This is a genomic window from Pseudomonas sp. C9D1 (assembly GCF_056491235.1).
Genome location: NZ_JBSZIE010000002.1, coordinates 3098454 through 3110146 on the forward strand (window position 1 = coordinate 3098454; position 11693 = coordinate 3110146).

At 68.4% G+C, this 11693-nt stretch carries 11 protein-coding genes; 3 read left to right on the forward strand and 8 right to left on the reverse strand.

Annotation, left to right across the window (positions count from 1 at the left end; translation table 11 throughout):
- From tauD to ACXI0U_RS22410, 3 genes are all read left to right on the forward strand, one after another.
- Positions 1-834, forward strand: a complete 834-nt coding sequence (gene tauD, locus ACXI0U_RS22400; protein ID WP_479550826.1) for a taurine dioxygenase — start codon at positions 1-3, stop codon at positions 832-834.
- Positions 835-1559: 725 nt separating this feature from the next.
- Positions 1560-3605 carry an OPT family oligopeptide transporter gene (locus tag ACXI0U_RS22405; RefSeq protein WP_479550827.1) on the forward strand — a complete coding sequence of 682 codons (2046 nt, stop codon included), beginning with the start codon at positions 1560-1562 and terminating at the stop codon, positions 3603-3605.
- Between the two features lie 114 nt (positions 3606-3719).
- A complete protein-coding gene (locus tag ACXI0U_RS22410) occupies positions 3720-4124 on the forward strand; it encodes a hypothetical protein (protein ID WP_021222835.1) in 405 nt (134 codons plus the stop codon).
- 162 nt (positions 4125-4286) lie between these two features.
- Here ACXI0U_RS22410 and ACXI0U_RS22415 read toward each other — a convergent pair whose 3' ends face one another.
- The 8 genes from ACXI0U_RS22415 to ACXI0U_RS22450 form a co-directional block, all read right to left on the reverse strand.
- Positions 4287-4586 (reverse strand): DUF971 domain-containing protein, encoded by a 300-nt coding sequence (locus ACXI0U_RS22415; protein ID WP_479550828.1) that lies wholly within the window; start codon positions 4584-4586, stop codon positions 4287-4289.
- Complete coding sequence (locus ACXI0U_RS22420) at positions 4586-5551, reverse strand: HEAT repeat domain-containing protein (protein ID WP_479550829.1); 966 nt, start codon at positions 5549-5551, stop codon at positions 4586-4588. Before ACXI0U_RS22420 ends, ACXI0U_RS22415 begins: the two co-directional genes overlap by 1 nt.
- On the reverse strand, positions 5548-6402 hold the full coding sequence (locus ACXI0U_RS22425; RefSeq protein ID WP_479550830.1) for an ABC transporter ATP-binding protein: 855 nt from the start codon (positions 6400-6402) through the stop codon (positions 5548-5550). The genes ACXI0U_RS22420 and ACXI0U_RS22425 overlap by 4 nt, the downstream gene beginning before the upstream one ends.
- On the reverse strand, positions 6402-7181 hold the full coding sequence (locus ACXI0U_RS22430; RefSeq protein ID WP_031289091.1) for an ABC transporter permease: 780 nt from the start codon (positions 7179-7181) through the stop codon (positions 6402-6404). The genes ACXI0U_RS22425 and ACXI0U_RS22430 overlap by 1 nt, the downstream gene beginning before the upstream one ends.
- A 72-nt stretch (positions 7182-7253) precedes the next feature.
- Positions 7254-8663: an ABC transporter substrate-binding protein gene (locus ACXI0U_RS22435; RefSeq protein ID WP_479550831.1), complete on the reverse strand. Its 1410-nt coding sequence runs from the start codon at positions 8661-8663 to the stop codon at positions 7254-7256.
- Between the two features lie 130 nt (positions 8664-8793).
- Positions 8794-9039: a 4Fe-4S dicluster domain-containing protein gene (locus ACXI0U_RS22440; protein ID WP_479550832.1), complete on the reverse strand. Its 246-nt coding sequence runs from the start codon at positions 9037-9039 to the stop codon at positions 8794-8796.
- Positions 9040-9106: 67 nt separating this feature from the next.
- Positions 9107-10831, reverse strand: a complete 1725-nt coding sequence (locus ACXI0U_RS22445) for a fumarate reductase/succinate dehydrogenase flavoprotein subunit (protein ID WP_043240355.1) — start codon at positions 10829-10831, stop codon at positions 9107-9109.
- Positions 10828-11577 carry a GntR family transcriptional regulator gene (locus ACXI0U_RS22450; RefSeq protein WP_479550833.1) on the reverse strand — a complete coding sequence of 250 codons (750 nt, stop codon included), beginning with the start codon at positions 11575-11577 and terminating at the stop codon, positions 10828-10830. Before ACXI0U_RS22450 ends, ACXI0U_RS22445 begins: the two co-directional genes overlap by 4 nt.
- Between the last annotated feature and the right edge of the window lie 116 nt (positions 11578-11693).

Sequence of the window (11693 nt, forward strand, 5' to 3'; positions counted from 1 at the left end):
ATGCCCCTGCACATCACCCCCCTCAGCCCCGCCCTCGGTGCCCTCGTCGGCGGCGTCGACCTGCGCGAGCCGCTGAGCGCCGAACACCGCGATGGCATCGAGGCCGCCCTGCTCAAGCACCAAGTGCTGTTCTTCCGCGCCCAGCCCCTGGAGCCCACCCAGCAGGCACGCTTCGCCGCCCAGTTCGGCGACCTGCACATCCACCCCATCTACCCCAACATCCCCGAGCAGCCGGAAGTGCTGGTGCTCGACACCGCCGTCACCGACGTGCGCGACAACGCCCTCTGGCACACCGACGTGACCTTCATGGAAACCCCGGCCCTGGGCGCCGTGCTCAGCGCCAAGCTGCTGCCGCCGGTGGGGGGCGACACCCTCTGGGCCAGCAGCAGCGCCGCCTTCGAGGCGCTGTCGGCGCCGCTGCAGCGGATGCTCGAAGGCCTCACCGCCACCCACGACCTGGCCCGCTCCTTCCCCGAGGAGCGCTTCAGCCTGACGGCGGAGGAACGCGAGAAGCTGGAAGCGGCCAAGCGCAAGCACCCGCCGGTCAGCCACCCGGTGGTGCGCACCCACCCGGTCACCGGGCGCAAGGGGCTGTTCGTCAGCGAAGGCTTCACCACCCGCATCAACGAGCTGTCGGCGGCGGAAAGCGACGCCCTGCTGCGCTTCCTCTTCGCCCACGCCACCCGCCCGGAGTTCACCCTGCGCTGGCGCTGGCAGGAGAACGACGTGGCCTTCTGGGACAACCGCATCACCCAGCACTTCGCCGTCGACGACTACCGCCCCACCCGCCGCGTGATGCACCGCGCCACCATCCTTGGCGACAAGCCGTTCTAAGGGGCTCCACCGCGCTTTTGTAGGGGCGACTTCAGTCGCCAAGCAGGCCGAAGGCCTGCCCTGCGTGGATTGATCGGGACCGCTACGCGGTCCTCGGGCGAATGAATTGGCTCTGTCTGCGTTAAGTGTTGCTAGAAGAATTGAGCCCAGCTGATTGCCGAGTTTTGTTGGTGCTTCTGATTTCGCCCCCCCGGGCGAGTCTCTTTTGGCAGTCGCCCCAAAAGAAACCAAAAGGGCTTGCCCCATCATCCGGCCCGACTGCGTCGGGTTCCCTCACTCCATCGCCGCTCTGGGGGCCGGCGCGATGGGCCATCCATGGCCTGGCGCGCCTCTCGCGGCATCCATGCCGCTCGTCCCCCGGCGCAACGACTGCGTTCGGCCTCCTGGAGGGGCGTTGGCGGCTGCCCCACCTTTCTTCGTCCAGCGCATCGCCACGTGGTGCGCACAGGCTTTCGTAGGATGGTGTAGAGCGAAGCGAAACCCATGGGGTGGCGGTGGCACGAACCCTTGGGCGCCCGGAAAAGGCCAAGCTTGAGCGCTTGCATTAAAACCACAACAGCTAACGCAGACAGAGCCAATGAATTCGCCCCTACAGGGTGTCAGCGCGAACACCATGACCGATCCCTGCACGTTCACGTCCGTTCCCTGCAACCAATGGCCGCACCCGCTGGTCTAGGCTTTCCCCTGCCGGCAGAATGCGCGCCGGAATACCTCTGGAGAGCCCCATGACGGACCGCGTCCCCGACCATCTCGACCTGCCCGAACTGACTCTGCGCGGGCTGGTCCTAGGCGCGCTGATCACCCTGGTGTTCACCGCCTCCAACGTCTACCTCGGCCTCAAGGTCGGGCTGACCTTCGCCTCGTCGATCCCCGCTGCGGTGATCTCCATGGCGGTGCTGCGTTACTTCAAGGGTTCGAACATCCTCGAAAACAACATGGTGCAGACCCAGGCCTCGGCGGCCGGCACCCTGAGCTCGATCATCTTCATCCTCCCCGGCCTGCTGATGATCGGCTACTGGGCGGGCTTCCCCTTCTGGCAGACGGCGGCCATCTGCGCCATCGGCGGCATCCTCGGCGTGCTCTACACCATCCCCCTGCGCCGGGTGATGGTGGTGCAGAGCGAACTGCCCTACCCCGAAGGCGTGGCGGCGGCGGAAATCCTCCGCGTCGGCAGCGACGACGAAGCCGCAACCGATGGCAAGCCGGCCACGCGAGACAAGAACGAGCCCGGCCTGCGCGACATCCTCGGTGGCGGCCTGGTGGCTGCGACCTTCAGCCTGTGCAGCAGCGGCTTCAAGGTGCTGGGCGAGGGCATCAGCGTCTGGGCCACCGCCGGGCAGACGGCCTTCCGCTTCACCACCGGTTTCTCCTTCGCCCTGGTGGGCGCCGGCTACCTGATGGGCATCACCGCCGGCATCGCCATCCTCGTCGGCGTGCTCATCTGCTGGGGCGTCGCGGTGCCGCTGCTCACGGTCAACGCCACCCCGGCCGCTGGCCAGGCCATCAGCGAGCTGGCCACCCAGCTGTGGAGCTCCCAGGTGCGCTTCCTCGGTGCCGGCACCATCGGCATCGCCGCGCTCTGGACCCTGGCCACCCTGTTCAAGCCCATGGCCCAGGGCGTGTGGACCTCGCTGCAGGCCGTGCGCGGCAAGGGCGAGATCAGCACCGAACGCACCGAGCGCGACATGTCGGCGCGGGCCATCCTGCTGCTGGCGGGCGTGCTGCTGCTGGCCCTGTTCGGCGTGTTCGGCTTCTTCCTCCACGAGGCGGCGCCGGAACTCACCGGCCTCGGCTTCTGGGGCCTGGTGTCCGGCTGCGTGCTGTTCGCCTTCGTCTTCGGCTTCCTGATCGCCGCCGCCTGCGGCTACATGGCCGGCCTGGTGGGCTCCTCCAGCAGCCCGATCTCCGGCATCGGCATCATCGCGGTGATCCTCGTCTCGCTGCTGATCCTCGGCATGGGCAGCCTGGAATCCGGCCTGCTGCAACTGGCCGGCGGCAAGGTCGCCATCGCCCTGGCCCTGTTCACCACCGCCGTGGTGCTGGCCATCGCCGCCATCTCCAACGACAACCTGCAGGACCTGAAGACCGGCTACCTGGTGGGCGCCACGCCCTGGCGCCAGCAGGTGGCGCTGATCGTCGGCTGCCTGGCGGGCGCCCTGGTCATCCCGCCGGTGCTCGACCTGCTCTACAACGCCTACGGCTTCGCCGGCGCCCTGCCCCGTGAGGGCATGGACCCGCAGCAAGCCCTGGCCGCGCCCCAGGCGACCCTGCTCACGGCCATCGCCAGCGGCATTTTCAAGAACGCGCTGAACTGGAACATGATCCTCATCGGCGTGGTGCTGGGCGTCGCCCTGATCCTCGTCGACCTGGCCCTGCGCCGCACCAGCAAGGCCAGCCTGCCGGTGCTGGCGGTGGGCCTGGGCATCTACCTGCCGCCCACCATCGGCATGACCCTGGTGATCGGCGCCGCGCTGGGCTGGCTGATCGACAGCCGCCTGCAGAAGCGCGCCATCGCCGCCGGGCAGGACCCGGAGGCCTATGCCGAAGTCCCGCGTCGGCGCGGCGTGCTGCTGGCCTCGGGGCTGATCGTCGGCGAGAGCCTGATGGGCATCCTGCTCGCCGGGCTGATCGGCGGCAGCGGCAAGGACGCGCCCCTGGCCCTGGTAGGCGCGGGCTTCGCAAGCACCGCCGAGTGGCTGGGCCTAGTGGTATTCGTCATCGTCTGCGTAGGCTTCTGTCGTCATGTGCTGAGGTCGCAACGCAGTTCCTGAAACGCGTGTGAACCCTTTGGCAAACCTGTTCGTTCCCCCCTTTTTCGGGGGGAACTGTCGCTATGCTGGCTGCCTAATCGGAGTGAGAGCCAACATAGACAGGGCCCGTCAGCCATGAGTGCAGCCATCTACATAGTTCCTGAAAAGCCCCTCGCGGGCATCGATGACTTCGTCAACGGCAAAGCCGTGGCCAGCGTGGACGAGGTCGAGCTCGACGAGCTGTGCAAACGGCTCAAGGTGAAATCCCTCTGGGCGTTCGTCAGCCAGGACCCGGGCGACTTCGCCGACCTGCTGGAAGAAGGCGAGGCGCTGGACCTCAGCGACAGCCTGCCCGACGAGCAATGGTTCGCCGCCGAGGACGGCCTCAAGACCGTGCGTGCCCTGCAGGGCCACCTGGTCACCGAGCCACGCGCGCTGTCCAATTCCACCGACTTCCTCGAAGACCTGCAGGAATACGAGTGGGTGCTCAACGCCCTCGCCGAGCAGGAAATCCGCTGGCACTTCGAAGTGGATTTCTAAGCGCCGACTCACCCGGAAGCGCGTGAACCGCTCCCGTAGGATGGGTAGAGAGGTACGAAACCCATCATTGCGGAGTGCCCGGCAACAGCATGGGTTTCGCTTCGCTCGCGGAACGCAGCCCGACCCATCCTACGAAGGTGTCGCCCCACCGTGGCCCGGGCTTCAGCCCGGGACCGTCGGCGCCTCGGCCAACCCCCGCAGGTATTCCCAGGGATAGATCCCGCGCTCGTGCCCGTCGCTGAACACCAGCTGCACGCCGTAGCCCTGTGGGTGGATGGCGGTGAGGCGCACGGCCTCGTCCACCAGGGCGATGGCGCAACGCAGGCGCGCCGCCTTGCACTGCGAGCAGGGGCAGGCGCCGCGCAGGCGGGCGTGGCTGATGGCCTGCTGCTCGCCATCGCGCCATTCCAGGGTCAGGCGCCCTTCGCTGCGGGCATTGCGCAGGCCGGCGGGGGCGTCCATCAGGCCGCTCCTTGCAGTTGCACCAGGGCGATGCGCACCGCCTTGCGCACTTCCGGGTCGCCGTCGGCTTCCGCCGCGCGCAGGGCCGGCACGGCCCAGGTATCCCCCAGCTCACCCAGGGCTAGCGCGGCTTCCTTGCGCAGGTTGGCGATGCCGTGCACCAGCAGCCCGGCGAGCCCCGGCCCGGCCGGGCGGTGGCGCAACCGGCCGAGGGCGCGGGCGGCGCGCAGGCGCACCTGCCAATAGGCGTCATCCAGGGCGGTGAGCAGGGCCGGGCCGGCCTCGTCCAGGCCCACCTTGCCGAGGGTGGTGGCGGCTTCTTCGCGCACCTGCCAGGCCTCGTCGGCCAGGGCCGCGCGCAGGGCCGGCAGCACGCTGGCGTCGCTGGCCAGGCCCAGGGCGCCGGTGGCGGCGCGGCGTACGTCGGTGTCCGGGTCATCGCTGGCCAGGCGCGCCAGGGCCGGCAGCGCATCGCTGCGCTTGAGCCAGCCGAGGATGCCCACCGCCTCGCGGCGCACGCCGGCATCACCGTCCTCCAGGGCCTGCAGGGCCGGCGTGGCGGCGGCGTCCAGGCGCAGCTCGCGCAGGGCGCGCAAGGCACTGGTGCGGACGAAGGCGTCGGCATGGCGCACCCAGGGCAGGATCAGCTCGCCCGCATCCAGGCTCTTCAGCTCGCTCAGGCTCTGCGCGGCGGCCAGGCGCACGGCTTCGTCGCCATCGGCCAGGGCGGCGCAGAGGGCCTGCACCACATCGGGCTCTTCCCAGGCCTCCAGCAGGCGCGCGGCCTCGGCGCGCACCTCGGCGGCCGCGTCGGCCACCAGGGCGTCGGTGAGCCAGGGCAGGCCTTCGGGGTCCTCCAGGTCGGCCAGTTGGATCAGGGCGATGCGGCGCACGCCGGCATCGTCGTCGGCGAGGCGCGGCAGCAGGTCGAGAATGTCGGGGTTGGCGGTTTCACGGTGGGTCATAGGGCGACTCGCAAGGGCGGGTGGTCGGTGGGCAGGCCGAGCGGGGTGAGGCGCGGCAGTTCGCGGCCTTCCTCGTGGCGCAGCAGTTCCAGGCAGTGGCGCTTGAGGTGGGTGAAACCGGGGCTGGTCAGCAGGCTGGTGCGGCGCGGCCGTGGGAAGTCGAGGCGCAGGTCCTCGATGAAGCGGCCGGGGCGCGGGCTCATCACCAGGATGCGGTCGGCGAGGAACAGCGCCTCGTCGATGTCGTGGGTGACGAACACCACCGTGGTGCGGATGCGCGTCCAGATATCCAGCAGCAGCTCCTGCATGCGCGAGCGGGTCTGCGCGTCGAGGGCGCCGAAGGGCTCGTCCATCAGCAGCAGGCGCGGCCGGTTGATCAGCACGCGGGCGATCTCGGCGCGCTGCTGCATGCCGCCGGAGAGCTGCGCGGGCCAGCGCCCGGCGAAGTCGGCAAGGCCCACCAGGCCCAGGAACTCGGCGGCCTGGCGACGCCGCTCGTGCTTGCCGATGCCCTGCATCTTCAGGCCGAAGGCGACGTTGTCGAGCACGCTGCGCCAGGGCAGCAGGGTGTGGTGCTGGAACACCATGCCGCGCTCCGGCGAGGGCCCGGCCACGGCGCGCCCGTCCACTTCCAGGGTGCCGGTACGCGGCCGCAGGTGCCCGGCCAGGGCGCCGAGCAGGGTGGACTTGCCGCAACCCGAGGGACCGAGGATGCAGACGAACTCGCCGGGGGCGATGGAGAAATCCACCGCCTGCACGGCGTCGAAGGCCTGGGCGCCCTCGCCGAGGCGGATGGACAGCTGCCGGCCCTCGATGCGGCCGGATTCGACGACCTGTTCGAAGGCGCTCATCAGGCGTTCCTCCGCGTGCGGTACCAGGGCGTGGCGAGGCCGCCGAGGCGCTTCACCAGGCCGCTGCTGCCCATGCCCAGCAGGCCGATCAGCAGCATGCCGACGACGATGTCCGGGTAGTTCTGGATGGTGTAGGACTCCCAGGTGTAATAGCCGATGCCGAACTGCCCGGAAATCATCTCGGCGGTGACCAGGCAGAACCACGAGGTGCCCATGCCGATGGCCAGGCCGGTGACGATGCTCGGCGCGGCGCCGGGCAGGATCACCTCACGCAGGATGGCCAGGCGCCCGGCACCCAGGCTGCGCGCCGAGGCCACCAGGCGCGGGTCGACGCCTTCGACGCCGTGCACGGTGTTGAGCAGGATGGGGAACAGCGCGCCGGTGAAGGTGATGAACACCATCGACAGCTCCGAGGACGGGAACATCAGGATGGCCAGGGGAATCCAGGCCACCGCCGGGATCGGCCGCAGCACTTCCAGGGGCGGCAGCAGGCTGTACTCGGCCCAGCGCGAACGGCCGATGGCCAGGCCCAACAGCACGCCGACGATGGCGGCGGCCAGGTAGCCGGCGAACACCCGCGCCAGGCTGCTGGAAAGGTGCGGCAGCAGCTTGCTGGAATGCACCAGCTGCCAGGCGGCCTCCAGCACCGCGCCGGGGGTGGGCACGTAGCTGAAGGTGATCAGCCCCAGGTCCAGCCGCGCCGTGGCCGCCAGCTGCCAGAACAGCAGGCAGGCGGCCAGAGACGCGAGGCGCAGGGGCCAGCGAAAGAGGGATGTCATGGGCTTCTCCTGCAGGTTGGCGCCAAGCGGAGCGCGACCCAGCAGGGCCCCGCTCAGCACCGACCTACGTATTCAGCGGCTGGCCAGGGCCTGCTTCTGGTTGGCACGGGTGAAGTCCAGCGCGGTGCCGCCATTGGCCTGGGCGTAACGCTCGGCCTGGTCCTTGAGCAGGAAGGCGGACAGCTCGCCCTTGTCGTTGCGCACGAACCAGGCCTGGTTGGCCAGCAGCTTGATGCCGCTGTCGGTGGCCTGGGCGTAGATGGCGCGGATGTCCTTGCCCTCCTGCTCCAGCTGCGCCAGGGCGGCCAGGGCCGCTTCCGGGGAGGCGTAGTGGCGCACCTTGTCTTCGCCGCGCACCCAGATCTGCGCCAGGCGCTTGAAGTCGGTGATCGGCTTACCGGTGGCGGCGTCCTTGGCCACCAGCGGCAGCGGGGCGTAGTTCTTCAGCGCCTTGTCGTAGTCCTGCCCAGCGTCCTTGAAGGCCGCGCGGATGAAGCGGTCATCGATGAAGGTGCCGGTGTCCAGGCCGCGGTCGGTCTTCTTCAGCAGCTTGAGGGTGTCGATGGAGGTGGCCACCGCCTGGCGGTATTCCGGCTTCCAGGTGAGGTCGCGGGTCTGCAGGCCGAGGGGGCCGTGGAACAGGTAGTTCACCTCGGCCTCGATGCCGGTGACCTTCTCGATCAGCTCGCTGTACTTCTCCGGCTCGGCGGCGAACAGGCGGTCGGCCTCCAGGCTGGCGCGCAGGTAGGCGGTGACCACTTCCGGGTACTTCTCGGCATAGGCGGCGTCCACCAGCGCGCCGTGGAAGGTCGGCGCCTCGGCCTGGGAGCCGTCGTAGATCTTCCGCGCGAAGCCACGGTTGGGGAACAGCTCGGCGAAGGGTACGAAGTCGGCGTGGGCCTCGATGCGGTTGCTGCGCAGGGCGGAGCCGGCGATCTCCGGCGGCTGGGCGATGATGCGCACGTCCTTCTCCGGGTCCCAGCCCTGGGCGGCGATGGCGCGCAGCAGCATGCCGTGGGCGGTGGAGGCGAAGGGCACGGAGATGGTCTTGCCCTTGAGCTCGGCGATGGACTGCACGCTGGATGAGGCCGGCACCACGATGCCATTGCCGCTGCCCCGGGTGCTGCCCGAAAGCACGCTGATGAACAGGCTGCGCTTGCCGGCGTCGAGGTGGGCGACGCCGTTGAAGGAGCCGGGGAAGTCGGCCATGGCGCCGAAATCCAGCTTGCCGGCGACCATCTCGTTGGTCAGCGGCGCGCCGCTGGTGAAGTTCTTCCACTCCACCTCGTAGTGGGCGTCCTTGTACCTGCCGTCATGGGGCAGGTACTTCTCCAGCAGGCCCAGCTCGCGGATCAGCAAGCCGCCGGTGGCGCAGTTGATGGTGGTGTCCTGGGTGCCGATGGCGATGCGGATGGTCTCGGCGGAGGCGGACGCGGTGGTAACGGCCAGCGCGAGGCCGGCGATGGTTGCACGTAGGCTCATGGTTCCCCTCGAATCATTGGTCTGGTTGTCGTCTCCGCCACATCGTCGGTGGTGGGAAACGAGGGGTCTTGCAGGCAAGGCGTCCGGCGGCGGGCCGGATGGCGGGTGTCGTTCTTGTGGGTAAAGCGGATCAGCGCAGCAGGTAGGGGATCTCCACCTTCACCGCGCCGGTCGGGCAATCCCTCTCGCAGGGCATGCAGTACCAGCACTCGTCGAAGGCCATAAAGGCCTTCTGGGTTGCCGGGTTGATGGCCAGCAGGTCCATCGGGCAGACCTCGACGCACACGGTGCAGCCCTTGTGAGCGATGCACTTGTCTTCGTCGACCGTCACCGGCGCGCTGCTGCGGAAGAAGATTTCCTGGGGTTGAAAGGCCATGTCACGGGTCCTTGGAGCCTTGGGGCTCTCTGTGTTCTTGGGATGTAGGTTGAATGAAAAGCGCGGATTACGCGGCTTCGGTCTTCACCCGCAGGCGGTCGTAGGCACTCTGTTCTTCCGCATCCAGGGCGATCAGGTAGGGCTCCACCGGCTTCTTGAAGCTGGTCATGGCGCCGTCATCGCCCTTCTTCAGGTGGCAGTGGCAGAACCACTCGGCGTCGTTGCGCTCGGGGTGGTCGACGCGGTGGTGGTAGAGGCCCCAGCGGCTTTCTTCGCGGAACAGCGAGGCGCGGGCGGCCATCTCGGCGCAATCGCGGATCACGCTGACTTCCATGGCACGCATCAGCTCGTGGGGGTTGTTGGCCTTCATCTGCCCGAGGTCGCGTTCGATCTCGGCGAAGCGGGTCAGGCCGATCTCCATCTTCCTGGTCACCTTGGGCGGCTGCAGGTAGTCGTTGACCATGCGCCGCAGCTTGTACTCCACCTGGGCCGGCGGCAGGCCGTGCTCGCGGTTAAGCGGTGCGTAGACCCGCTCGCGCTCGCGCTCCACCTGGGCCGGGTCGACGGCGGCGAAATCACGCCCGGCCACGTAGTCGGCGGCGTTGATGCCGGCGAACCAGCCGTAGGTGAAGGCGCCGAGCATGTAGTTGTGCGGCACGGCGGCCATGTCGCCGGCGGCGTAGAGGCCCTTCACCGAGGTCTCGGCCTTCTCGTTGACCCACACGCCCGAGGCGGAGTGGCCGGAGCAGAAGCCGATCTCGGAGATGTGCATCTCCACCATCTGCTGGCGGTAGTCGGTGCCCCGGCCGGCGTGGAACTGGCCACGACTGGGGCGCTCGTTGCTGTGGAGGATCTCCTCGATGGTCTGGATGGTTTCCTCGGCCAGGTGGTCCAGCTTGAGGAACACCGGGCCGTTGCCGCCTTCGAGCTCCTGGTGGAACTCCCACATCATCTGGCCGCTCCAGTAGTCGCACTCGATGAAGCGTTCACCCTTGTTGTTGGCCGTGTAGCCGCCCAGGGGGCCGGTGACGTAGGCACAGGCGGGGCCGTTGTAGTCCTTGATCAGTGGGTTGATCTGGAAGCACTCGAGGTTCGCCAGTTCCGCCCCGGCGTGGTAGGCCATGGCGTAGCCGTCGCCGGCGTTGGTGGGGTTCTCGTAGGTGCCCATCAGGTAGCCCGAGGACGGCAGGCCCAGGCGCCCGGCGGCGCCGCAGGCGAGGATCACCGCCTTGGCGCGGATCACCTGGAAGTCGCCGCTGCGGCAGTCGAAGCCGAGCACGCCGCAGGCGGCACCCGCCTCGTCCAGCAGCACGCGGGTGGTGACCAGGCGGTTGGTGATGTTCACCCGCGCACGCTTGAGCTGGCGGTAGAGCACCTTCTTGATGTCGTGGCCCTCGGGCATCGGCAGCACGTAGGCGCCCATGTGGTGGACCTTCTTCACCGCGTAGTCGCCGGTCTCGTCCTTCTCGAACTTCACCCCCCAGCGGTCCAGCTGCTCGATGGTCGCGAAGCTGTGGGTAGCGTAGGCGTAGACGGCGGCCTGGTTGACGATGCCGTCGTTGGCCACGGTGATTTCCTTGGTGTACTGCTCGGGCGTCGCGTGGCCGGGGATGATGGCGTTGTTCAGGCCGTCCATGCCCATGCTGATGGCGCCGCTGCGCTTGACGTTGGCCTTGTCCACCAGCAGCACGCGCAGCTCGCGGTTCTTCTCCTTGGCCTTGATCGCGGCCATGGGGCCGGCGGTGCCGCCGCCGATGACGACGATGTCGTATTCCTGCTCCAGGGTGTTCATGCCTGTGCTCCCTTCTGGCGGTCGATGCGCAGGCGGTACTGGAAGGCATCGCCGCGGTAGTAGAGGTGTTCGAAGTCCAGCGGCGCGCCGTCGGCGGTGTGGGTCAGGCGCTCGATGCGCATGATCGGCGAGCCCTCCTCCACGTCCAGGGCCTGGGTCAGGTCGCTGTCGGCGAGCACGGCGTCGATGGCCAGGTCGGCGTGGCCCAGGGGGATGCCGCAGTCGTTCTCGAGGATGAGGAAGATGTCGCGGGTGACCAGGTCGGCCTTCTCCAGCTTCTCGCCCACCGCCAGGGGCAGCCAGGTGAGTTCCAGGGACACCGGCTCGCGGTTGATCAGGCGCACGCGCTTGATCTCGATCACCGGGCTGCCCTCCTCCACCTGCAGCCGCTCGGCCACCAGCGCGCTGGCCGGCACCTGCTTGAAGCTGCGCAGGCGGTTGAGCACCTCGTAGCCCATCTGGGTCATGGACTCGGCCAGGCCCTGCAGGGTGGAGACGTTCTGGAAGGCCTTGGGCTTGGCGACGAAGGTGCCCTTGCCGTGGATCTTGAAGATCAGCCCTTCCTTCTGCAGGTCGCCCAGCGCCTGGCGCACGGTGATGCGGCTGACGTCGAAGACCTTGCCCAGCTCGCTTTCCGAGGGCATGCGGCTGTGGGGTGGATAGGTGCCATCGAGGATGCGCCCGCGCAGCAGCTCCTTGAGCTGGCTGTAGAGGGGCACCGGGGAAAGGGGAAGCAGTTCGGCCATGTCGTTCGCTCGCGATCCTGACTTGTTATAACAAGTTATGGCGCGAGGATAGCGAGCATAAGAGCCGCAGCGTAAATACCGTTATCGAATAAGAATAGAAGCCGGCACGAACGGGT

What these genes read in the sequence shown, in the direction of transcription:
- tauD (WP_479550826.1), top strand. Translation starts at nt 1, where the DNA reads ATGCCCCTGCACATCACCCCCCTCAGCCCCGCCCTCGGTGCCCTCGTC.
- ACXI0U_RS22405 (WP_479550827.1), top strand. Translation starts at nt 1,560, where the DNA reads ATGACGGACCGCGTCCCCGACCATCTCGACCTGCCCGAACTGACTCTG.
- ACXI0U_RS22410 (WP_021222835.1), top strand. Translation starts at nt 3,720, where the DNA reads ATGAGTGCAGCCATCTACATAGTTCCTGAAAAGCCCCTCGCGGGCATC.
- ACXI0U_RS22415 (WP_479550828.1), bottom strand. Translation starts at nt 4,586, where the DNA reads ATGGACGCCCCCGCCGGCCTGCGCAATGCCCGCAGCGAAGGGCGCCTG.
- ACXI0U_RS22420 (WP_479550829.1), bottom strand. Translation starts at nt 5,551, where the DNA reads ATGACCCACCGTGAAACCGCCAACCCCGACATTCTCGACCTGCTGCCG.
- ACXI0U_RS22425 (WP_479550830.1), bottom strand. Translation starts at nt 6,402, where the DNA reads ATGAGCGCCTTCGAACAGGTCGTCGAATCCGGCCGCATCGAGGGCCGG.
- ACXI0U_RS22430 (WP_031289091.1), bottom strand. Translation starts at nt 7,181, where the DNA reads ATGACATCCCTCTTTCGCTGGCCCCTGCGCCTCGCGTCTCTGGCCGCC.
- ACXI0U_RS22435 (WP_479550831.1), bottom strand. Translation starts at nt 8,663, where the DNA reads ATGAGCCTACGTGCAACCATCGCCGGCCTCGCGCTGGCCGTTACCACC.
- ACXI0U_RS22440 (WP_479550832.1), bottom strand. Translation starts at nt 9,039, where the DNA reads ATGGCCTTTCAACCCCAGGAAATCTTCTTCCGCAGCAGCGCGCCGGTG.
- ACXI0U_RS22445 (WP_043240355.1), bottom strand. Translation starts at nt 10,831, where the DNA reads ATGAACACCCTGGAGCAGGAATACGACATCGTCGTCATCGGCGGCGGC.
- ACXI0U_RS22450 (WP_479550833.1), bottom strand. Translation starts at nt 11,577, where the DNA reads ATGGCCGAACTGCTTCCCCTTTCCCCGGTGCCCCTCTACAGCCAGCTC.